The organism is Streptomyces sp. NPDC057137, assembly GCF_042670825.1.
Lineage (GTDB): Bacteria > Actinomycetota > Actinomycetes > Streptomycetales > Streptomycetaceae > Streptomyces.
In genome coordinates this window covers 84,735-105,312 of record NZ_JBHUUW010000003.1, presented here as the reverse complement: position 1 = coordinate 105,312, position 20,578 = coordinate 84,735, and the positions used below count along the sequence as shown (strand labels likewise).

Annotated in this window: 23 protein-coding genes; 9 read left to right on the top strand and 14 right to left on the bottom strand. The window is 72.0% G+C overall.

The window, feature by feature from the left end:
- Nucleotides 1–2: 2 nt before the first annotated feature.
- Nucleotides 3–779, top strand: a complete 777-nt coding sequence (locus ACFT9I_RS04400; protein WP_382560515.1) for a peptidoglycan recognition protein — start codon at nucleotides 3–5, stop codon at nucleotides 777–779.
- 19 nt (nucleotides 780–798) lie between these two features.
- Here the strand turns inward: ACFT9I_RS04400 and ACFT9I_RS04395 are convergent, their stop codons facing one another.
- A complete protein-coding gene (locus tag ACFT9I_RS04395) occupies nucleotides 799–1,287 on the bottom strand; it encodes a GNAT family N-acetyltransferase (protein WP_382560512.1) in 489 nt (162 codons plus the stop codon).
- Between the two features lie 145 nt (nucleotides 1,288–1,432).
- Between ACFT9I_RS04395 and ACFT9I_RS04390 the strand changes: the two genes are divergently transcribed.
- Together ACFT9I_RS04390 and ACFT9I_RS04385 are read left to right on the top strand one after the other, a co-directional pair.
- The gene (locus tag ACFT9I_RS04390) at nucleotides 1,433–1,876 is read left to right on the top strand and encodes a VOC family protein (RefSeq protein WP_382560509.1); all 444 of its coding nucleotides are present in this window, start codon (nucleotides 1,433–1,435) and stop codon (nucleotides 1,874–1,876) included.
- A gap of 61 nt (nucleotides 1,877–1,937) precedes the next feature.
- Complete coding sequence (locus ACFT9I_RS04385; protein ID WP_382560506.1) at nucleotides 1,938–3,278, top strand: 6-phospho-beta-glucosidase; 1,341 nt, start codon at nucleotides 1,938–1,940, stop codon at nucleotides 3,276–3,278.
- Nucleotides 3,279–3,291: 13 nt separating this feature from the next.
- Here the strand turns inward: ACFT9I_RS04385 and ACFT9I_RS04380 are convergent, their stop codons facing one another.
- From ACFT9I_RS04380 to pqqA, 11 genes are all read right to left on the bottom strand, one after another.
- Entirely contained in the window at nucleotides 3,292–4,533 is a 1,242-nt protein-coding gene (locus ACFT9I_RS04380; protein WP_382560503.1) for a cytochrome P450, read from the bottom strand.
- Nucleotides 4,534–4,537: 4 nt separating this feature from the next.
- Nucleotides 4,538–5,179, bottom strand: coding sequence for an ATP/GTP-binding protein (locus ACFT9I_RS04375; RefSeq protein ID WP_382560501.1), 642 nt, complete (start codon nucleotides 5,177–5,179; stop codon nucleotides 4,538–4,540).
- Nucleotides 5,154–5,513, bottom strand: a complete 360-nt coding sequence (locus tag ACFT9I_RS04370; RefSeq protein ID WP_356584695.1) for a DUF742 domain-containing protein — start codon at nucleotides 5,511–5,513, stop codon at nucleotides 5,154–5,156. Before ACFT9I_RS04370 ends, ACFT9I_RS04375 begins: the two co-directional genes overlap by 26 nt.
- Nucleotides 5,510–5,932 carry a roadblock/LC7 domain-containing protein gene (locus ACFT9I_RS04365; RefSeq protein ID WP_382560497.1) on the bottom strand — a complete coding sequence of 141 codons (423 nt, stop codon included), beginning with the start codon at nucleotides 5,930–5,932 and terminating at the stop codon, nucleotides 5,510–5,512. Before ACFT9I_RS04365 ends, ACFT9I_RS04370 begins: the two co-directional genes overlap by 4 nt.
- Nucleotides 5,929–7,461 carry an ATP-binding protein gene (locus ACFT9I_RS04360; RefSeq protein WP_382560494.1) on the bottom strand — a complete coding sequence of 511 codons (1,533 nt, stop codon included), beginning with the start codon at nucleotides 7,459–7,461 and terminating at the stop codon, nucleotides 5,929–5,931. Before ACFT9I_RS04360 ends, ACFT9I_RS04365 begins: the two co-directional genes overlap by 4 nt.
- A 331-nt stretch (nucleotides 7,462–7,792) precedes the next feature.
- The gene (locus tag ACFT9I_RS04355) at nucleotides 7,793–8,926 is read right to left on the bottom strand and encodes a PQQ-dependent sugar dehydrogenase (protein WP_382560491.1); all 1,134 of its coding nucleotides are present in this window, start codon (nucleotides 8,924–8,926) and stop codon (nucleotides 7,793–7,795) included.
- Between the two features lie 60 nt (nucleotides 8,927–8,986).
- Nucleotides 8,987–10,108 carry a pyrroloquinoline quinone biosynthesis protein PqqE gene (pqqE, locus tag ACFT9I_RS04350; RefSeq protein ID WP_382560488.1) on the bottom strand — a complete coding sequence of 374 codons (1,122 nt, stop codon included), beginning with the start codon at nucleotides 10,106–10,108 and terminating at the stop codon, nucleotides 8,987–8,989.
- Nucleotides 10,105–10,389 (bottom strand): pyrroloquinoline quinone biosynthesis peptide chaperone PqqD, encoded by a 285-nt coding sequence (pqqD, locus tag ACFT9I_RS04345; RefSeq protein WP_382560487.1) that lies wholly within the window; start codon nucleotides 10,387–10,389, stop codon nucleotides 10,105–10,107. Before pqqD ends, pqqE begins: the two co-directional genes overlap by 4 nt.
- Nucleotides 10,386–11,114 carry a pyrroloquinoline-quinone synthase PqqC gene (pqqC, locus tag ACFT9I_RS04340; RefSeq protein ID WP_382560484.1) on the bottom strand — a complete coding sequence of 243 codons (729 nt, stop codon included), beginning with the start codon at nucleotides 11,112–11,114 and terminating at the stop codon, nucleotides 10,386–10,388. The genes pqqD and pqqC overlap by 4 nt, the downstream gene beginning before the upstream one ends.
- Nucleotides 11,111–12,037, bottom strand: a complete 927-nt coding sequence (gene pqqB, locus ACFT9I_RS04335) for a pyrroloquinoline quinone biosynthesis protein PqqB (RefSeq protein ID WP_382560481.1) — start codon at nucleotides 12,035–12,037, stop codon at nucleotides 11,111–11,113. Before pqqB ends, pqqC begins: the two co-directional genes overlap by 4 nt.
- 11 nt (nucleotides 12,038–12,048) lie before the next feature.
- Nucleotides 12,049–12,171, bottom strand: coding sequence for a pyrroloquinoline quinone precursor peptide PqqA (gene pqqA / locus ACFT9I_RS04330; protein WP_382560478.1), 123 nt, complete (start codon nucleotides 12,169–12,171; stop codon nucleotides 12,049–12,051).
- A gap of 345 nt (nucleotides 12,172–12,516) precedes the next feature.
- Between pqqA and ACFT9I_RS04325 the strand changes: the two genes are divergently transcribed.
- The 3 genes from ACFT9I_RS04325 to ACFT9I_RS04315 are packed head-to-tail and all read left to right on the top strand — an operon-like array spanning nucleotide 12,517 to nucleotide 15,051.
- Complete coding sequence (locus ACFT9I_RS04325; protein WP_382560475.1) at nucleotides 12,517–13,365, top strand: SigB/SigF/SigG family RNA polymerase sigma factor; 849 nt, start codon at nucleotides 12,517–12,519, stop codon at nucleotides 13,363–13,365.
- A 53-nt stretch (nucleotides 13,366–13,418) separates the two neighbouring features.
- Complete coding sequence (locus ACFT9I_RS04320; RefSeq protein WP_382560472.1) at nucleotides 13,419–14,243, top strand: ANTAR domain-containing protein; 825 nt, start codon at nucleotides 13,419–13,421, stop codon at nucleotides 14,241–14,243.
- 25 nt (nucleotides 14,244–14,268) lie between these two features.
- Nucleotides 14,269–15,051 carry an ANTAR domain-containing protein gene (locus ACFT9I_RS04315; RefSeq protein ID WP_382560469.1) on the top strand — a complete coding sequence of 261 codons (783 nt, stop codon included), beginning with the start codon at nucleotides 14,269–14,271 and terminating at the stop codon, nucleotides 15,049–15,051.
- Here the strand turns inward: ACFT9I_RS04315 and ACFT9I_RS04310 are convergent.
- On the bottom strand, nucleotides 15,048–15,578 hold the full coding sequence (locus tag ACFT9I_RS04310; RefSeq protein WP_382560467.1) for a GNAT family N-acetyltransferase: 531 nt from the start codon (nucleotides 15,576–15,578) through the stop codon (nucleotides 15,048–15,050). The two genes, ACFT9I_RS04315 and ACFT9I_RS04310, sit on opposite strands and share 4 nt — an antisense overlap.
- Nucleotides 15,579–15,707: 129 nt before the next feature.
- On the opposite strand from ACFT9I_RS04310, the gene ACFT9I_RS04305 reads away from it, so the two are divergent.
- Complete coding sequence (locus tag ACFT9I_RS04305; RefSeq protein ID WP_382560464.1) at nucleotides 15,708–16,085, top strand: VOC family protein; 378 nt, start codon at nucleotides 15,708–15,710, stop codon at nucleotides 16,083–16,085.
- On the opposite strand, the gene ACFT9I_RS04300 is transcribed toward ACFT9I_RS04305, so the two are convergent.
- Nucleotides 16,086–16,613, bottom strand: coding sequence for a DUF6328 family protein (locus tag ACFT9I_RS04300; protein WP_382560462.1), 528 nt, complete (start codon nucleotides 16,611–16,613; stop codon nucleotides 16,086–16,088).
- 168 nt (nucleotides 16,614–16,781) lie between these two features.
- Between ACFT9I_RS04300 and ACFT9I_RS04295 the strand changes: the two genes are divergently transcribed.
- Complete coding sequence (locus tag ACFT9I_RS04295) at nucleotides 16,782–18,482, top strand: ABC transporter ATP-binding protein (RefSeq protein ID WP_382560824.1); 1,701 nt, start codon at nucleotides 16,782–16,784, stop codon at nucleotides 18,480–18,482.
- A complete protein-coding gene (locus ACFT9I_RS04290; protein ID WP_382560459.1) occupies nucleotides 18,479–20,578 on the top strand; it encodes an ABC transporter ATP-binding protein in 2,100 nt (699 codons plus the stop codon). Before ACFT9I_RS04295 ends, ACFT9I_RS04290 begins: the two co-directional genes overlap by 4 nt.

The window sequence follows — 20,578 nt, the reverse complement described above, 5'->3', positions numbered from 1 at the left end:
CCATGAGCATCGACCGGCGCGTGCTGCTTCGTGGCATGGGCTGGGCCGCCGCAGCGGGTGCGGGCCTCACCCTGGCCGCCGACGCCGCCGGGAAAGCCGGCGAGGACGGGCCCGCCCCTCGCCCACGCCCGCAGGCACGCCCTGAGCGCGCGCTCCGCTGGGCCAGTGCGCCGCCCGCCGTCGAGCCCCGGACGTTCTGGCAGGAGAAGCCCCCGCCCCGGCGGAAGCCGGAGCGTACGGCTAACGCCGTGAAGGCCGTCTTCATCCACCACACCAGCAGCCCCAACGACTACACGCGCCCCGAGGTCCCGGGCCTCATCCGTACCTTCGCCGTCGACCACGTCGACAACCGGCAGTGGGACGACATCGGCTACAACTTCCTGGTGGACCGGGGCGGCGTCATCTACGAGGGGCGCGCGGGCGGCATCAACAACCCGGTCGTCGGCGCGCACACCCTCGGCTTCAACATCAGCACGGTCGGCATCGCCGCGATAGGCGACTTCAGCGACGGCGCGCCGGTGCCCGAGCCCATGGTCGACGCGCTCGCCCGGCTGATCGCATGGAAGCTCGGCCTGTACGGGGTGGATCCGCGCGGCACGACGACGCTGGTGTCCACCAACGACGGCAGCCGCTACAAGAAGGGCACCCGGCAGATCTTCCGTACGGTGTCGGGGCACCGCGACGGCTATTCGACGCACTGTCCGGGCGGCGCGCTGTACGGAGAGCTGCCCGGGATACGCGAACGCGCCGCGCGCCTCCAGGGCCGCCCGGAGGACTGATCGCCGTCGGCGGTGACGCTCAGAGCGCGCGGTGCATGATGTGCAGCCCGACATAGCCGTGCACCGGGTGGCGGAAGCCCTCGGGGAGTGTGCCGAGCACCGTGAAGCCGAGTGCTTCGTACAGCTTCACCGCGTACGTGTTGGTCTCCACGACCGAGTTGAACTGCATCGCGCGGAAGCCCGCCGTCCGCGCCCACTCCAGGCTGTACTCGCACAGCGCCCGGCCCACACCCCGGCCCGCGTGCGCCGGGTCGACCATGTAGCTGGCGCTCGCGACATGAGCGGCGTTGCCCATGTGGTTGTTGTTCATCTTGGCGGTGCCGAGGACCGAGCCCGTGTCGTCGACGGCGACGACCGTACGGTTCGGCGGGGCCAGGAGCCACCAGCCGCGCGCGTCGTCCTCGGCGACATCGGTCGGATAGGTGAACGTGTCCCCCGCGGCGACGATCCGGTGGAAGAACGGCCAGATGGCGGCCCAGTCCTCGCGGGTGGCTTCCCTGATCAGCATGGGGCCAGCATGCAGGGGCGGCGGCCGGAACCGCCAACGCTTTCCGTCCGCGCCCTTTGGTGCCCCGTCCGGGCGGGCGTCCGCGCCCGTTCCCACCCCCGTACCCCATCGTGTGCCGCCGATGACGGCGGGTACACGCGAGGGCATGGTTGAGAAGACGAGTGTCCTTGTCCTGGACTGTGCCGAACCGATGGAACTGGCCGAGTTCTACGCCGCGTTGCTCGACGCGGAGATCCGCCCGTGGGGCGACCCCGACTATCTGGAGATCGTCGGCAACAACGGCGTCCGTCTGGCGATCCACCGCGACCACGGCTACGCCCCGCCGAGTTGGCCCCGGCCCGACGACTCCCAGCAGGCCCATCTGCGCATCCTCGTGAACCGGGGTGACATGGACGAGGCCGAGCGTGAGGCGGTCGGGCTGGGTGCCAGGCCGGTGGAGGCCAAGAACAACAGCGGGCCGCGCGACGTGCGGACGTACTCCGATCCGGCGGGCCACTCGTTCACGCTCGCCGTGTCCCCCGAACCGGCCCGGCAGCCCGACCCCGTCGCCGGCTCCGCCGTGGGTGGACCCGCCGTCGGTGACGTATAACGGGAGCGTCCTGTTCAGTCGCGGCGCGACGGTCGCGGCGCGCGTCGAAGGTGGTTGTCGGATGAGGCTCACGGTCCTCGGCGGCGGGGGCTTCCGGCTCCCTCTGGTGTACGGCGCGCTCCTCGGCGACCATGCCGAAGGCCGGGTCACCGATGTCGTCCTCCACGACGTGGACACCGCCCGGCTGACCGCCATCGCCCGGGTACTCGCCGACCAGGCGGCCGGTGTGCCCGACGCGCCGCGGGTCACCGTCACCACCGATCTGGACGAGGCGATCCGGGGCGCCGACTTCGTGTTCTCGGCGATCCGGGTCGGCGGTCTCGAAGGCCGCGCGGCGGACGAGCGCGTGGCGCTCGCCGAGGGGGTGCTCGGTCAGGAGACCGTCGGGGCCGGCGGTATCGCGTACGGGCTGCGCACCGTGCCCGTCGCCGTCGACATCGCGCGCCGGGTCGCCCGCCTCGCCCCGGACGCCTGGGTCATCAACTTCACGAACCCCGCCGGGCTGGTCACCGAGGCGATGGCACGCCACCTCGGCGAGCGGGTCATCGGCATCTGCGACTCACCCGTGGGGCTCGGCCGCCGCGTCGCGCGCGTCCTGGGCGGCGACCCCGGCACCGCTTTCATCGACTACGTCGGCCTCAACCATCTCGGCTGGCTGCGCGGTCTGCGCATCGACGGCCGCGATCAACTCCCGCGGCTGCTCGCCGATCCCGGGCTGCTGGGCTCGATCGAGGAGGGCAGGCTGTTCGGCACGGACTGGCTCCGGTCCCTCGGCTCGATCCCCAACGAGTATCTGCACTACTACTACTTCAACCGCGAGACCGTACGCGCCTACCGCGAGGCCGAGCGCACGCGTGGCGCGTTCCTGCGGGACCAACAGGCCGGTTTCTACGCGGAGATGGAGCGGCCCGACGCCCCCGCGCTGGCGACCTGGGACCGTACCCGCGCCGAACGCGAGGCCACGTACATGGCGCACAACCGCGAGGCGGCCGGGGCGGGTGAACGCGCCGTCGAGGACCTGGAGTCGGGCGGGTACGAGAAGGTCGCCCTCGCCCTGATGCGGGCCATCGCGCACGACAGCCGGGCGACGCTCATCCTCAACGTCCCCAACGGCACGACGCTTTCGGTGCTGGACTCCGACGCCGTCATCGAGGTCCCGTGCCTCGTGGACGCGAACGGCGCCCATCCGCTGGCGGTGGAGCCGCTGCCGTACCACGCCACCGGTCTGGTCTGCGCGGTGAAGGCGGTCGAGCGTGAGGTGCTGGCGGCGGCGGAGAGCGGTTCGCGTACGACGGCGGTGAAGGCGTTCGCGCTGCACCCGCTCGTCGACTCGGTGACCGTGGCGCGGCGCCTGGTGGACGGCTATGTCGACGTCCATCCGGGTCTCGGGTATCTCAAGTAGCCCTCCACGGCCGTTACGGGCCGGCGACGACGGTGTCCGGTGTACGCGGTGTGAAGTGGACCGGCAGCGATTTCAGGGAGCGGACGAACGGGCCCGGCCGCCAGGTGAGTTGGTCGCGTGGTGTGACGAGTTCCAGGTCGGGCAGCCACTGGGTGATCCGCTCGATGGCCTCGGTCGCGATGAGCAGCGCGTGCTGTTTGACGGGGCACTTGTGCGCGCCCGCGCCCCAGGACAGATGGGAGGCGTCGTGCGGGTGGTGCGGTGTGTCGGCGGCGTCCTGTTCGGAGAAGTAGCCGACCGCTCCGTACGAGACGATGACGGGCACCGCCTCGCGCACCCAGACGCCGTGGAAGCTCAGCGGCTCGCGGGCGTAGAGGATGCCGTAGTTCGCCAACGGTGTCTCGTGGCGCAGGACTTCGAGGACCGCGTCCATCACGGGGCGGGAGCCGCTGGTGAGGGTGGAGTAGTAGGAGGGGTTGCCGAGCATCCGGGACAGGGCGTTGGCGACGAGGTTCGCGGTGGGCTCGTGGCCCGCGCCCATGGTGAGGAAGACCTGCCAGACGACTTCCTCGTACGTGAGGTCCGCCGGATGGTCGATCAGCCAGCTGGTGAGGTCGTCACCGCGTTCGAGGGTCTTGGCGGTGACGAGTTCCGTGACGTACTCGCCGTACTCCACGTCTCCGGCGGCGGCCTCGGCGCCGCCTTCCATCAGCCGGCCGAGCGAGTTGTTGAGGCGGGCGCTCTCGCTGTCGGGCAGGCCGAAGAGGTTGTTGAAGATCAGCGTCATCAAGGGGCGGGCGAAGTCGTCCACGAGGTCGGCGCTGCCCGCCGGGCCGAACCGGCCGACCAGCAGGTCCACGGCGCGGTGCACACGCTCGCGCAGGTCGTGCGGCTCGACGAGGTCGAAGCCGTCGACCAGCGCCGTCCGGTAACGCCGGTGCACCGCACCGTCGGTGAAGAGGGGATTGGGGCGCCACCTCAGCATGCCGAAGATCGGCGAGTCGGGGGCGGCGGTGGCCTCCCACTCCCTGGAGTCGCGCGACCAGGTGTCCGGGTCGTGCAGGATGTCGAGCGCGGCCCGGCGGTCGGTGACGATGTACGCGGGCTCGCCGGGGGCCAGTTCGGCCCAGCCGACCGGCCCCTGTGCCCGGAGGGCCTCGTAGCGGCCGCGCGGGTCGGCGGCGAACCCCTCGTCCCAGAGCCGGACCGGCGCCGAGAGGGAGAACGCCTTCGCGGGCGCGGGGTAGGAAGTCACCAGGTCACCGGCTCTCCGTGGTGGGGCCGGTGCCGGCGGCGTGGCCCGCTATCAAATGCTGGACGAGTGCGAGCAGAGCGTCGATGGAGGAGTTGGTGTCGCGGGCGTCGCAGACGATCATGGGTGTGCCGGGTTCCAGGTCCAGCGAACCGCGCAACTGCTCCTCCGTGTAGGTGCGCGCGTCGGGGAAGGTGTTGAGCGCGACGGCGTACGGCAGCCCTGATTCCTCGACCAGACCGAGTACGTCGAAGGAGTCGTCGATACGACGTGAATCGACGAGGACGAGAGCCCCGAGCGCCCCGTGGGCGATGTCCGCCCACAGGGCGCGGAAGCGCTCCTGACCGGGGGTGCCGAACAGATAGAGCACGATCCCGGCGTCCAGGCTGATCCGCCCGAAGTCGATGGCGACGGTCGTGGTCGTCTTGTCGCGTACGCCCGCGAGGTCGTCCACGGACACGGACGCCTCGGTGAGGTGTTCCTCGGTGTGCAGGGGGCGGATCTCGGACACCGAGTCGATCAGCGTGGTCTTGCCCACGCCGAACGGGCCGGCCACCAGGATCTTGGCCAACTCGCTGGTGGTGTCGGGCAGATGCAACCCATCGACGCTGGGGCCGCTGGTGCTACTGCTTGAGGGCGCGGAGGCCATCGGCCACTCTCTTCAACAGGTCGGGTGCGGGCAGGGCGGCCGGGGGCACGGGCGCGCGTAAGCTCACCAGCCCCTGGTCCGCCAGCTCGGCGGCGAGTACGCGTACGGCGGAGACCGGCAGCTCCAGCAGGGCCGCGGCCTCCACGAGGGTGAGCGTCCCGCCGTCGAGCACGTCGAAGAGCGCGTGCCGGGCGGCGGGCAGCCCGTCGGGGGCGGGTCCGGTCCCCCCGGTCAGCAGCGAAAGCCGCTCCAGTTCGGTGTGGCTCGGCCGAGCCACCCCGCCGGTGGACAGATAGGCGGGAACGAGTGGGCGGCCGCTCCTGCGGCCGGTCATACCGGAGCGCCGCCCTCCGCCGCGCGTGGTGCGGCGGTCATCGTTTTCTCACCGAGTCTGGCCACCTGCGAGTGCACCCGGTGGGCGAGCAGGTCGAGCCGTACCTCCGGGGTTCCGTACGCGGCCACACAGGTGCCGTGCGAGGTGGGCGCGACCAGGATGTAGCCGTGGTCGGACTCGATGACGATCTGGCGGATCTCGGCGTCGTCGTGGTCGGCGAAGGCGGCGGCGGCCGTACGGCACGCGCCATGCACGGTGCTGGTGATCGCCGCCGTGCGTTCGGCGGTGGCCTGGGTCAGCGCGTCCGTGTAACCGGAGACGAGGCCGTCTCGGGTGAGCAGGACGGCTGCCCGCACATGCGGGATTTCCAGGATCGGATCAAGCACCCACGCCGTTTCGCCGGCGTCGCGGCTTTTCATCGCGGGTCGTTCCCTTCGGGGTCGGCGGTGGATCGTGCCGCTGCGGTACCGGACTGGAGCGCACCGAGCGCAGCGGCGGAGTGTTCGGGGGTACGGGCGGGCGGCTGGGCCTGCTCGGGGACGGGTCGGGCGGCCGGGGCCGGGACTTCGGCGCCGGGGCGGGCGGCGCGGCGGCGTCTGCGCTGAGGCAGGACGTCGTCGCCGGGCGGGGTGTCGGGGTCGGGGTCGACGGCGCCGTCGGGTGTGGTGGTGGGGTAACGGTCGTCGGCGTGGGCGGAGTTGACGTGCGCGGGGTGGGCGTGCGGGGCGGTCTCGGGGGTCGCGGGCGGGGTCGCCCGGCGGGCGGCCGCCCGTACGTTCCGCGAGGCCGACGCGGTCCTGACGGGCAGCTTCCCCGCCGTCTCCGGCTTGGCGGGCTGTTCCGGCGTCCCGGCGGGGCGGGTGGAGCGCGGGGCGGCGGCGGCCGGCGGCCGGAGGGCCGGGTCGACATGGCTGAGCAGGTGGTTGTTGACCAGCAGCACCGCGCGTACCCCGCCGTACGGCGACGGGGTCGACAGGTCGACGGACAGGTCGAACTGCCGGGTGAGCTGCCCGATCGCGGCCAGCCCCATGCGCGGCGGGTCGCCGAGGTCCGACAGCAGGATCGGCTCGCTGCTCGCCACCATCCGCTGCGCGTAGGCGCGTTCGTCGGCGGACATGCCGACACCGGCGTCGTCGATGGTGACGGCGACCCCGTGGTGGGCGCGTTCCAGGTTCACCGTGACGTCGGTGTCCCGTGAGGAGTGCCGCAGCGCGTTGTCGAGGAGTTCGGCGACGATGATCGCGACCGGCTCGACGGCGTGCGAGACGAGCGCGGTGCCCGGCTCCAGATGGTTGTTGACGCGCACACGGTGGTAGCCGACGATCCGTGACTGGCCACCGGTCACCGCGTCCACCAGGTGCGACTCCTCGCGGGCCAGGCCCACCCAGGCGCCGCAGACCACTGCGGCGACCTGTGCGCGCCGCAGCGACTGCTCGTTCTCGTGGTCGAGTTCGAACAGGGTCTGCGCCAACTCGGGCTCGTCGTACTGCTGTTGCAGCCCTCGGAGCACATCCTGCAGCCGGTAGAGCCCGGCCTGGATCTCCCGGGTGGTGCCGCGCATGCCGGCGCGCGCCGCGGCGTCGACCCGCTTGCGCTCCTGCTTCATGACGGCCAACAGACCGTCGATCACGCCGTCCAGACCGGCGCCGGGGCCGGTGCGGGCGAACTCGGAGTTGAGCGGTCCCGGTACCTGGACGTGCGGGTGCGCGGCACGGGTCGCCACCGCGGGGACGCGCTTCTCGGCGAGGTGCGCGATCTCGGCGGTGAGCGCGTCGGACGCGCGCGCGGCCTTCGACCGCTCGTTGTCGAGACGGTCCCGCAGGTGGACGATCTCCTCGCGGAGTCCGGCCCGGTCGCGGCGGGACCGGAACAGCCCACCTGCCAGGACGAGCACCAGCAGAGTCCCGGTGGCCAGGCCACTCGCGGCCAGGACCGTTATCTCGATCATCGGACGGACCTCGGGAGGATCGGGGAAGTCTGGCGGGTCCGGAGACAGCGACCGAGGACAGCGTTCACCCTCGCCGCGGTAACCGACGGCGCAACTCACCTTACGCACCGTGAGCGCGAACACTACCGCTCCCCGAGTCGGCGATCTCACCTTCCGCGCAACCGTGTTGGCGGGCCGACTGTCCGGCGCGGAAGGGGAGTTCCGCGCCGGGCAGCGGCCGTATTGGGGGCGCGCGCCGGGGTACGAGGCGGCTTCACGAAGCCGGTCGCCGGACCCCGGTTCCGTACGGAAACGGTGTCCGACGAGGCCGTCGTACGAGGCGCGCGCCGGTTCAGCCGATCGTCACCCGGAAGATCTTGTCCGACCCGGCGGGCTCACCGCCGTTGCCGTCCACGTTCGTCGTGGAGAGCCAGAGCGCGTTGGTGCCCGGCACCTTGGTGACGCCGCGCAGTCGCCCGTACGTGCCGACGTAGTGCGCCTGCGGTGTGCCGACGTTCTCGTTGCCGGCGTTGATCGGGATCTGCCAGAGCCGTTCGCCGCGCAGTGAGGCCATGTAGACGGCGTTGTCGACGATGGCGATACCGCTGGGCGATGCCTCGGCGGTGGTCCAGGTGGCCTTCGGGTTGGTCATCCCGGCGGTGGAGCAGGTGCCTTCGCAGACGGGCCAGCCGTAGTTGTTGCCGGCCTTGACGAGGTTGAGTTCGTCCCGGGCGTTCTCGCCGAGTTCGGCCTCCCAGAGGCGGCCCTGCGGGTCGAAGGCGATGCCCTGCGGGTTGCGGTGGCCCAGGCTGAAGACATGGTTGCCGAAGGGATTGCCGGGCGCCGGGGCGCCGGCCGTCGTCATCCGCAGGATCTTGCCGTTGAGCGAGTTCCTGTCCTGGGCCAGGGAGGTGTTCTGCGCGTCGCCCGTGGAGGCGTAGAGATAGCCGTCGGGGCCGAAGGCGAGCCGGCCGCCGTTGTGGTACCTGTTCTTCGCGATGCCCTTCAACAGCGCCGTGTAGCCGGTGAGTCGGGTGCCGTCGTAGGTCATCCGGGCGATCCGGTTGCCCTCGGACGAGGTGTGCATGAAGTACACGAAGTGATTGCTCGCCCAGTTCGGGTCGACGGCGACGCCCATCAGGCCGCCCTCACCGCCGGTGGTCTGGGACTCGGGAACGGAGCCGACCTCGGTCCGCTGCCCGTTCGGTGTCACCTTGAAGACCTTGAACGTGTTGCGCTCGGTGACCAGCGCCGATGAGCTGTCGGGCAGCCAGTGGATGCCCCACGGGATCGAGTAGCCGGTGGAGATGGTGGTGATGTTCGTCGGGACACCGGCCGCGGCGGCGGGCGCCTTGGCCGCCGCCTCCTGGGCGACGGCGGACTCGCTCGCGCCGGCGGTCTGGACGAGTCCGGCGACGATCGCCGCGGCGGCGACCGCGGCCGCCGCCGTCCTGACGAGGGTCTTCGTCGGCTTGCTGCCCTGCATGGCTTCCTCCGGGAGGAGTGGGGGGTGGGAGAGGTGGGAGGTGGTGCGGGAAAGGAAGTTCTAAGGGTGATCCGGCGCGGTTCCGTGGTCCTTGGGGTAGTCCCGGTAGACGTACGGGGGCTCCGCGCCGACCGGGAGGGCGTCCACCAGGTCGCGTACGAGTGCGTGGTCGGGCGACAGACGGCAGGCCGGGTCCGTTCGCGCGGCGTCGCCGGTGAGCGCGTGGGCCTGGCAGCGGCAGCCGCCGAAGTCCTTGGTCCGCAGCTCGCAGCCGCGGCACGGGGCGCTCATCCACTCCTCGCCCCGATAGAGGTTGAAGGCCTTCGACTCGTGCCAGATCCACTCCAAGGAGTGGTCCTTGACATTGGGCGCGTCCAGTCCCGGCAGGGCGGCGGCGGCCGGGCAGGGGTAGACGGTGCCGTCGGGCGCGACCGTCAGCGAGACCGCGCCCCAGCCGCCCATGCAGGGCTTGGCCGTCCCGTCCACGTAGTCCGGCACGACCCACACCAGGTCCAGCCGCCCGGCCAGCCGTTCCCGCCACCGCTCGACGGACTCCCGGGCCCGGGAGAGCTGGGCCCGGTCGGGCAGGAGCGCGTCGCGGTTGCGCAACGCCCAGCCGTAGAACTGGGTGTTGGCCAGCTCGACGCGCTCCGCGCCCCAGGCCAGGGCGAGTTCGACGAGATCGTCCAGGGCGTCGAGGTTGGAGCGGTGCAGGACGACGTTGAGACCGAGCGGCAGGTCCGCCGCGCGCACGAGCCCGGCGGCGCGCTCCTTCGCGGCGAACGAGCGTGCCCCGGCTATGAGTTCGGAGGCGGCGGGATCGGCGTGCTGCACCGAGAGCTGCACGCTGCGCAGCCCGGCGTCCACCAGCGCGGCGAGCCGCTGCTCATGCAGGCCGACTCCGCTGGTGACGAGCTGGGTGTGGATCCCGGCGCCGTCGGCGGCGGCGACAATCTCGGTCAGGTCGCGGCGCAACAGCGGTTCACCGCCGGAGAGATGGCTCTGTACGACTCCGAGGTCGGCGGCCTGGCGGAACACCCCGGCCCATTGATCGGTCGTCAGTTCACTTACCCGGCCTACCAGTTCGAGGGGGTTGGAACAGTACGAGCAGCGCAGCGGGCAGCCGTGGCTCAGCTCGGCGAGCAGCGCCCACGGCGGGTCCGGCCTGGTCGGTTCCGTCACTTGAGCCAGCCTTCCGCGCGTAACCGCCCCAGAAAGACCGGGACTTCGTCGGCGACGGGTGCGCCGGGGTGCTGTGCGGCGAGGGTGGCGACGATCGCGCCGACGTCGTTGGCGCCGTCGCAGAGGCGCAGGATGGACCCGGCGTTGCCCTGGAGCACGACGACGCGCTCGGGCAGGACGAGCAGGTCCGTGTCACGGACCCGGTCGTGCCGGAACACGACCGACCGTGAGAGCACCGGCTTCCAGTCGGTGTCGATGTCCGGGGGTGGTCCGGTCGTCATGGGCGCTCCCCCGCGCCGTGGTCGACCGCGTCCAGCAGGGACCAGAGCACGTCGCACTTGAACCGGAGCGCGGCGACGGCCGCTTCCTGCTCCCGCCGGGTCGTGGCCCATTCGACGACCAGGGCCAGGGCTTCCTGGCTGTCCCGCCCGCCCTGTCCGATGCGGTCGCGGAAGTAGATCAGCCCGTCGGCCTGGATCCAGCGGTAGTGCAGTTCGAACGCCTCGATACGGGTGCGCATGATGCCGGGCGCCGCCAGCTCGGTGAGGGAGGCGGCGACGGCTTCGAGCGGGGAGCCCAGACGGCAGAAGTTGACGTATCCGTCGACCGCGAGCCGTACGCCCGGCAGGACTTCCGCGCCCGAGCGCAGCCGCGCCCGGTCGATCCCGGCGGCCTCGCCGAGCCGCAGCCAGCGCTCGATGCCGCCCTCGCCCTCCACGAGTCCGTCGTGGTCCTGGATGCGGCGGAGCCAGGAGCGGCGCAGCGAGGAGTCGTCGAACTTGGCGAGGATCAGCGCGTCCTTGACCGGAATATGCCGCTGGTAGTGGAAGCGGTTGATGATCCAGCGGCGCAACTCGCCCTGCTCCAGGGTGCCTTCGTGCATCCGTACGTTGAACGGGTGGCGGTCGTGGTAGCGCTCGGCGGGGACGGCGCGCAGCCGGTCCGTGAACTCCTCGGGGCTCCAGGGCCCGCCGGTGCGTGTCGCTGTCGGGGCGGCTGTGCTCACAGCTCGATCACCATTCGGTCGGCGGCGACTTCCAGGCCCCACTCCCCGAGCAGCGTGTGCTGCGGGGCGTCCGGGTCGCCGAGGGGGTTCGTGTTGTTGAGGTGCGTGTAGAGGCAGCGGGCGCGCAGCCCGGAGAGCCGGCGCGCGGTGCCGCCCGGTCCGGCGATCGGCAGATGTCCCATGCCGGTGGCGGTCCTGGCCGAGATGCCGGTCCGTACGGGTTCGTCGTCGTCCCAGAAGGTGCCGTCGACAATCACGCAGTCGGCGGCCTCGACGGCGTCCTGGAAGGTGTCGGTCCAGCGGGCGAGGGCGGGCGCGTAGACGAGGCTGCGTCCGGTCGCCGTTTCACGCAGTCGCAGGGCGACCACCCAGGTGTGGTCGTCGTCGGCCACGGAGGCGGCCGGGGCTCCGGCTCCTGCCGCGGCCGCGGCGTAGCGAGGGCGTTTGGGCGAGACCGGTACGGCGTCGATCTCGACGCTGCCGCTCTTGGTGAGCGGCACGGGCTCGCCGCCCAACTCCCGCCATTCGAGGCGGGTGTACGGGGTGAGGATGTCGTCCAGTCTCATGAGCCCGGTCAACGCGCCGTGGACGGGCCGGGTGGCGAGGACGTCGAATCCGTCGGCCTCCCGCAGCCGGGCGATGCCCAGGGTGTGGTCGAGTTCGGCGTCGGTGAGGATCACTCCGGCCACGGGTGTGTCACGCGGGCCCGGTCCCGGGTGCAGTGCGGGGCTGTCCTCGATCTGGTCGCCGATGTCGGGGGTCGCGTTGACGAGGTACCAGCGGTTCTCGTCGGCGCGCAGGGCGAGTGAGGCATGACGGCGGCGCCGGTGCGGGTGGGCGCGTGCCCCGGCGCAGCCGGGACACGCGCAGTTCCACTGGGGCAGCCCGCCGCCCGCCGCGGTGCCGAGCACCTGCAGCAGCATGGCGGCGGGGTCTACCGGTCGGTCAGGGCGTAGGCGGTGACCTCGAGTGCGGTCTCGACGACCACGAACTCGGGGGTCTGCCAGTTGATCGTGCCCTCAGACGCTTCCTGCGCCGATTCCTGTGAGTCCTTCATGAGTTGTTGCCTGCCTTCCTGAGATGTGGGGGTTCAGGGAGTGATTCAGGAATAACTACTCGTTGACGCACGATGGTGCGGGACCGCCGAACGCCGATTCACATGAGTGTCCGGCGTTCAGTCATGTGCAACAGCGTTGCGTCTTGGTGGAGTCCGGTCAATGGTTCGGACCGCATCCCATCCGATCACATCCCGACACGGATCAGTGGTCACCCGGAACTCAACTACCCGTGTGAGTGGCTTTCCCGGTCGTCCGTAGCCGACACGCGGTCAGGAGGACTACCGTACGAAAAGAGCCCCGGCCCCCGGCGACCCGTTGTTCGACGGCCGTAGTGGGCGGAGCTCATGGCAACCAGCACGCGGACACCCCACCTTCCCTGGACCGGGGACGCGACGAAGGTCGCTCCCAAGGACGCACGTGCCCTGACGAGAGAGTTCTTCCGGCGGATGGCGACGCTGGAGGAGGGCACCTCCGAGTACCAGTACACGCGAAACACGCTCATCGAGATGAACGTCTCCCTGGTCCGTTACACGGCGCGCAGGTTCCGGCGTCCGGACCGGAGCGAGACGGAAGATGTCCGCCAGGTCGGCACGATCGGACTGATCAAGGCCATCGACCGGTTCGACCTGTCCCGCGAGGTCGAGTTCGCGTCGTTCGCCGTTCCCTACATCGCCGGTGAGATCAAGCGGTACTTCCGCGACGGCACCTGGGCGGTGCATGTGCCCCGGCAGCTCCAGGAGCGGCGTATCGACCTGTCCAGGGCCCGGGAACAGCTCGGTACGGCGCTGGCCCGCGAGGCGACGGTCGGCGAGCTGGCCGAGCGCCTCGGTCTGAGCGAGAACGAGATCATCGACGGGCAGGTCGCCGCCAACGGCTATATCGCCGGCTCCCTCGACGCCCCCGCCGAACCGGGCGCACCAGGTCGCCGGAACGGCCGTACGAGCGGCGGAAGTTACGCGGACACGGTGGGCGGCGGCGACCCCGGCATGGAGCGCGTCGAGGACCTTCAGGCACTCGCGGCGGGACTGGGCCGGCTGGACGAGCGGGCGCGCCGCATCATCCGGATGCGGTTCGGCCGGGAGATGACGCAGGCTCAGATCGGCACGGTGCTCGGTGTGTCGCAGATGCATGTGTCGCGGCTCCTCACGCGTGCGCTGGCCGAACTGCGTACGGACATGCTGGCCGAGCAGTAGGGAGTAGGGTCTGCCGTCATGGGGAGACGGGGGCGCGGGTGATCAGCTCCCGGATGACCGGGATACTGCGGCTGTTGCATCTACCGGCTCCGCCGCGGCGGCTGGCCGACGAGTGCGCCGCCGTTCTCGGGATGGACCATCTGGTGGTGTCCCTGACCGTCGGCGACCGGGCGGACCGGGCGCTGGAGCAGTTGTGGTCGTCGGGCGCCACCGGCGCCTCCTTCGACGACCTCCAGTTCACGCTCGGCGAGGGTCCCGGCCCCGACGCGCTCCGCACGGGTCTACTGTCGTTGGCGGACGACCTGTCGGCGGTACGGACGGGCCGGTGGCCGGCTCTCGTGCCCGCCCTGGCCGAGCTGCCGGATCTGCCGGTCCGAGCGGTCTTCTGCCTTCCGCTGGTACTCGGTGGCATCACGGTCGGCGTCCTGACCGCCCTGCGTGCCACCGCCGGCCCCATGACCGGACAGGAGATGGACGACGCCGTGGCCCTCGCGACGGCTCTCACCCTGCGCCACCTAGGCGGTGGTGGCGCGGAGCCCGACCCCTGGGTCGCCGACCTGGCGGACGGCGACCTGCACCGTGCCGTCGTGCACCAGGCGACGGGAATGCTCAGCGTCCAGCTCGGACTGCCGCTCGGCCAGGCTCTGTTACGGCTCCGGGCGTACGCCTACGGCCGGAACAGGCCGATCGTGGCCGCCGCCGAGGACATCGTGGCCAGACGGCTGCGCCTGGACGACGACCAGCCGCACGGCCAACGGGACACCAAGCGGAACACCAAGCGGGACGACAAACCGGACGACCAGCCGGACGACAGTGCCAAGGGCGGCCACGCCCCGGACGACCGCGGTCCGACGACGAACGGTCCTCACCGGACATGACCGAGAAGAGAGAGGGATGACGCCCATGTCCCGCGAACAGCAGGTGTCGGATGTGTTCGTGCAGGTGGCGGACTCGCTCATCGACGACTTCGACCTCATGGAGTTCCTGGAACAGCTCTGCGCCCACTGCGTCACCCTGCTCGACGTCTCCGCCGCCGGGATCCTCCTGGCCAACGAGCGCGGGACCCTGCACACCGTCGCCGCCTCCGACGAGAACACCCATCTGCTGGAACTCTTCGCCATCCAGCACGACCAGGTCCCCTGCCTGGACTGTTACCGCACCGGCGCCGCGCGGACCGGCATCGACCTGGGCGACCCGGCCGCCACCGACGCCTGGCCCGCGTTCGCCGACCGCGCCCGCGCGAGCGGGTTCCGGACCAGCCATGTCTTCCCGCTGCGCCTGCGCAACCGCGCGCTCGGCGCCATGAACCTCTTCGACACCCGCCGGCAGTCCGTGACACCGCAGGACGCCTCGCTCGCCCAGGCACTCGCCGATGTCGCCACCATCGCGCTCCTGCAGCAACGCGACCTCGGTCAGGAGCAGTTGGAGAAGGCCCAGTTGCAGCGCGCGCTCACCAGCCGCGTCGTCGTCGAACAGGCCAAGGGGATCCTCGCCGAGCGCTGGAACACCAACCCGGACGTCGCGTTCACCGCGCTGCGGAACTTCGCCCGCGCGCGGCAGTCGCGCATCTCCGACTGCGCCCGGCAGATCATCGACCAGTCGCTGGACTCGGACGACATCCCGCGTCCTCGGAAGGCCGACCGTGCGGACCGGGCGGACCGGGCCGACCGACCGGAGGGGGCTTAGGCGGGACCGGCCTCAGCGGGAGCGGTCTCGGCGGGGCCGACCCTGATGACCAGCTCCGGGCGGTCCCACATCACCGCGGGCGGGTTCGCCGCCACCGTACCGACGCGTTCGGCGCCCACGCCTCGGTAGAAGCCCTCGGCGGGCGGGTGCGACACCACGCGTACGGCGTCGACACCGGCGTCGCGCGCCTCCCCCTTCATGTGCTCGACCAGCCGCCGTCCGACACCGAGGCCCTGCGCGGCGTCGGCGACGAACATCAGGTCCAGCTCGGGCGGGGCGAGCAGCAGGGCGTAGAAGCCGAGCAGTCTGCCGTCCGGGGCCGCGGCGAGGAAGACCCGATGCGTCTCGATGTAGTCGGGCCCCACGCGGTAGCCGGCGATCATGGGCGCGTACGGGCCCTCGTAGGCGCTGGACGCCTGGATGAGCCTGGTCAGCCGCTTGGCGTCGCGCGCGGTGGCCCGCCGGACGGTGCCGGCCGCCGCGGACCGGGCCGCCGCACGGCCGGTGGCGGTAATACGCGAGGTCATGCTCCGAGTATTACGCATCCGTGGTGCGCGCCGCACGCGGGGCCGCCGGGCTGCCGCGTCCCGGCCCCCCTTGTACGGTCGGAGGGAGGGCCGCGAACCGGCCCTCCTTCCGGACGAGAGGACGCAGCCATGCTCGGCAGAAGCAAGGCGTTCAGCGGTTTCGCCGTGGACGACATCCCGAGGGCCCGTCTCTTCTACGGCGAGACGCTGGGGCTGGACGTCGCCGAGGCGAACGGCATGCTGCAGCTGCGTCTCGCGGGCGGGGCGGAGGTGCTGGTCTACCCGAAGCCGGACCATGTCCCCGCCACGTACACGATCCTCAACTTCCCCGTGGACGACATCGAGACGGCCGTCGACGAGCTGGTCCGGCGGGGCGTGAGTTTCGAGCGCTACCCCGCCATGGAGACCGACGACCGGGGCATCTTCCGGCTCGGCGGCCCGTACATCGCGTGGTTCACCGACCCGGCGGGCAACACGCTGTCCGTGCTCCAGGACCGCCCGGCCTGATCAGTCCTCCTCCGTCCTGGCGTTGTCGCGGCGGGCCCAGGCCGGCAGGACGAACCAGCAGAGCACGAACCACAGGACGAGTCCCGCGACGATCCACAGCGCGACGGCGTTGTGCAGCGCCACGCGCAGTATCAGCAGCAGGGCCGACGCCATGGTGCACAGCAGGAAGACCAGCCCTACGACGGTGAGGCGGGACGCCCACTCGACCATCTGGGGCTTCAACTGCCGCCCCGTGACCATCCGGTGGAAGGACACGGGCGCGATGAGCGCGCCGGTGGTGACGGCTCCGAGGACCACCGTCGCGAGGTAGATGTTGGTGTCGGTGTCCGACAGGTCGGTGAAGCGCGGCTGGAAGACGACGGTGAGCAGGAAGCCGAACAGGATCTGCACCCCGGTCTGCGCGACGCGTACCTCCTGAAGCAGTTCCGCCCAGCGCCGGTCGGCCTGCTCCTCCGGCGACTCGTCACGACCCTTGGGCCTCGTCCGGTCCGGTCTTCTCGTGTCGGGTCTTCTCGTGTCGTCCGTCATGCCCTTCCGGGTTTCCCCATCGGCCGCGTCCATGCCATGCCCCGGGCTCACGGCCGGCCTCGGCCGATCACGGCCGATCACGACGGACGAAAGTACGTAGGTTAGCCTTGCCTTCTTTTGACCGGGTGGTCGATCGTCACCGAGATCGACGTGGGCAAGGAGCAGAGCGTGGAGGCTGACGCGTCCGGGCGTGGCGTCATGCGCGCCACCGTCCTGGGACAGCGCCGGAGTGTCGTCCTCAGCTCGGTGCTGGGCGCGGCCCACCAGATCGGCGAGGCGCTCGTTCCCGTTCTCATCGGTCTGGTCGTCGACCGCGCCGTCGTCCACCCCGACGGTGGCGCGCTCGCCCGGTGGCTCGTCGTCCTCGCCGTCGTCTACGTGATGCTCTCGCTCGGTTTCCAGGTCGGCGCCCGGATCGCCGAGGGCGCCGCCGAACGCTCGGCGCATCTGCTGCGGCTGGACGTCGTACGGCGGGTCCTCGCCCCGCACGGCGGCACCGAGGCGGGCCGGCCGCCCGGCACGCTGGTGACCGTCGCGACGGAGGACGCGCGCCGGGTCGGCGCCGTCAACATGGCGGTGCCGCTGGGGATCGCGGCGGTGGTCGGGGTTGTCGCGGGCGCGGTGTTCCTGCTGCGTACGTCGCTGACGCTCGGCCTGCTCGTCCTGCTCGGCGCTCCGGTGCTGATGGTTCTCGGCCACTTCCTGGCCCGTCCGTTGCAGCAGCGCAGCGAGGCCGAGCAGGAGCGCGCGGCGCACGCGTCGGGCGTCGCGGCCGATCTCGTCGCCGGGGTGCGGGTGTTGAAGGGACTGCGGGCGGAGCGCGCGGCCGTCGAGCGCTACCGGCGCACCAGCCGCGAGTCGCTGGCCGCGAACATCCGCGCCGCGCGGGCCGAGGCCGTCCAGAGCGGCCTCATGGTGACGCTCACCGGCGGATTCATCGCGCTGGTGGCCCTGGTGGGCGGCCGGCTCGTACTGACGGACTCCATCGGTCTCGGCGAGCTGGTGTCGGCCGTCGGGCTCGCGCTGTTCCTGCCGGGGCCGATCGGGGTGCTCGCGTGGGTCGGCGCCGAGCTGGCGCGTGGCCGGGCGTCGGCGGCGCGGATCGCCGAAGTGCTCGCCGCGCCCGGGGAGTTCACCGACGGCGAGCTGCCGCAGGTCGCCCTGCCCTCGCCGCCGCGCGGCGAACTGCGGCTGCGCGGACTCACCCAGGGCGGTCTCACCGGGCTCGACCTCGTCGTACGGCCCGGCGAGCACCTGGGCATCGTCGTCACCGACCCCGCCGACGCGGCCACGCTGCTGCGCTGTCTGGCGCGGCGCGTCGACCCGGCGGCGGGACGCGTGGAGTTGGACGGTGTGCCGATCCCGGCGCTCGCGCCCTCGGAGCTGCGGGCGGCGCTGCTCGTCGCGGAGCACGACGCGCAGCTTTTCGACGGCAGCCTGCACGACAACATCACCGCCGCCGCGCCCGCCGGCGTAGATCCGCGGCCCGCGATGGCGGCGGCGGGCGCCGACGAGGTCGCCGCGACGCTGCCGGGCGGTGGCGCGGCCCCGGTCGGCGAGCGGGGCCGGTCGCTCTCCGGCGGACAGCGTCAACGCGTCGCACTGGCAAGGGCGTTGGCGGCCGACCGGGACGTGCTGGTCGTGCACGACCCGACGACCGCCGTGGACGCGGCCACCGAGGCGCGGATCGCCGTCGGGATACGCGGGCACCGGAAGGGCCGTACCACCGTGCTCGTCACCAGCAGCCCCGCGCTGCTCGCCGCCACGGACCGGGTGGTGCTGGTCGACGGGGGCCGGATCACCGACAGCGCCGCCCACGAGGAGCTGGTGAGCCGCAGCTCGGTCTACCGGACGGCGGTGCTGACGTGAGCGCCGGTACGGACGGGAGCGCCGGTATAGGGGACGAGGCACGGGAGTTGCTGCCCGTCGCCTCGGCGGCCAGGACCCGCGCGGCGGTCATGACGCTCGTGCGCCCCGACCGCCTGCGAGCGGTCGTCGCGCTGGTCGTACTGATCGCGGCCACCGCGGTCGGGCTGCTCGTCCAGCCGCTGCTCGGCCAGGTGGTCGACATCGTGGCCGACCGCCGTCCGGCCGACGATCTGACGCTGCCGGTGGTACTGCTGGTCGTGGTGGCCGTGGTGCAGGGGGCGGCGACGACGCTCGGTCTCACCCGGGTCGCCCGGCTCGGCGAGACCGTACTGGCCAGGCTGCGCGAGCAGTTCGTGGACCGCGCGCTGTCACTGCCTGCGGACCGGCTGGAGCGCGCGGGTTCGGGTGACCTGACGGCGCGGGTGACCGGCGATGTCGCGCGGGTGGCCGAGGCCGTACGGTCGGCGCTGCCCGAACTGGCCCGCTCGGTCCTGGCGATCGTGCTCACGCTCGCCGCGATGGCGGTGCTGGACTGGCGGTTCCTGCTGGCCGCGCTGGTCGCGGTGCCCGTACAGGCCCTCACGGCGCGCTGGTACGTCCGCCGGGCCGTCACGCTCTACGCGCGCCAGCGGGTGGCGACGGGGGCGCAGCAGCAACAGCTCCTGGAGACCATCGGCGGCGCGTCGACGGTGCGCGGCTATCTGCTGGAGACGGAACACACGGAACGGGTCGCCGCCCGCTCCCGCGCGGCGGTCGACCTGACGATGCGTGGCGTCCGGCTGGTGCTGGGCTTCTACGGGCGGCTGCACGTGGCCGAGTACCTGGGCCTCGGAGCCGTACTGATCACGGGCTGGCTGCTGGTAGGCGACGGCGCGGTGTCGGTCGGCACGGCCACGGCCGCCGCCCTGTACTTCCACAGCCTGTTCGGCCCGGTGAACGCGGCCCTGGTCCTGCTGGACGACGCCCAACAGGCGGGCGCGGGCCTGGCGCGGCTGGTGGGTGTGACGGATCTGCACGAGATCGAGGGCGTGGGGGGCCGGCCGGTGGACGGGGCGGGTCGAGTACCGGCCGCGCGGGCGGGCGGTGCGGCGGTTCGCGGCATGGTCACGGCCGCGACCAGCGTGGCGGCCCGGGGCACGGCCGAAGCCGAGAGGCACAGCACGGCCAAGGCCCGCATGGTCGCCGAAGGCACGGCCGATGCCAGGACGTCGGCGGCAGCCGACACCACGGTGGACGCCGCCGGCGGGACCGACAACGGCGCCGGAGGCGGGCTCGACGCCGCAAACGGCGCGGCGATTCGCGGCAAGGTCACGGCCAAGACCGGCGACCCCGCCCAAGGCACCGCAGGCGCCTCCCGCCGCGCCGGAGGCGACGCCGTCGCCGTCAGCCGGGTGAGTCACGCGTACGGGGCCGGGCCCGCCGTCCTGCACGACGTGTCCCTCGTGCTCGCCGTCGGCGAGCAGGTCGCGTTGGTCGGGACCAGTGGGGCCGGGAAGTCCACCCTCGCCCGGCTCGTCGCCGGTGTGCAGGCGCCGACCGGCGGGAGCGTGCGGATCGGTGGGCGGGGCGAGGAGCGGGGGGCCGACGTCGTGCTGGTCACCCAGGAAGTGCATGTCTTCGCCGGGACGCTCCGCGACGATCTGCGACTCGCCCGTGCCGACGCCACCGACGCCGAGTTGCGCGACGCCCTGTCGACCGTGCACGCGCTGTCCTGGGCCGAGGCCCTGCCCGACGGTCTTGACACCGTCGTCGGCGAGGGCGGGCACCAGCTCGACGCGGCGAGGGCTCAGCAACTCGCCCTCGCGCGGCTGGTGTTGACCGATCCCCCGGTCGCCGTGCTCGACGAGGCGACGGCCGAGGCAGGCAGCGCCGGTGCCCGCGTGCTGGAGCGTTCGGCGGCTGCCGCGCTCGCCGGCCGTACGTCGCTGGTCGTCGCCCACCGGCTCACGCAGGCCGTGGCCGCCGACCGGGTCGTCGTACTCGACGGCGGGCGCGTCGTGGAAAGCGGTACGCACGAGGCGCTGCGCGACGCCGGCGGACCGTACTCCGCGCTCTGGACCGCCTGGTCGGGCAGCCGGACCGCCTCGCCGCCCTGA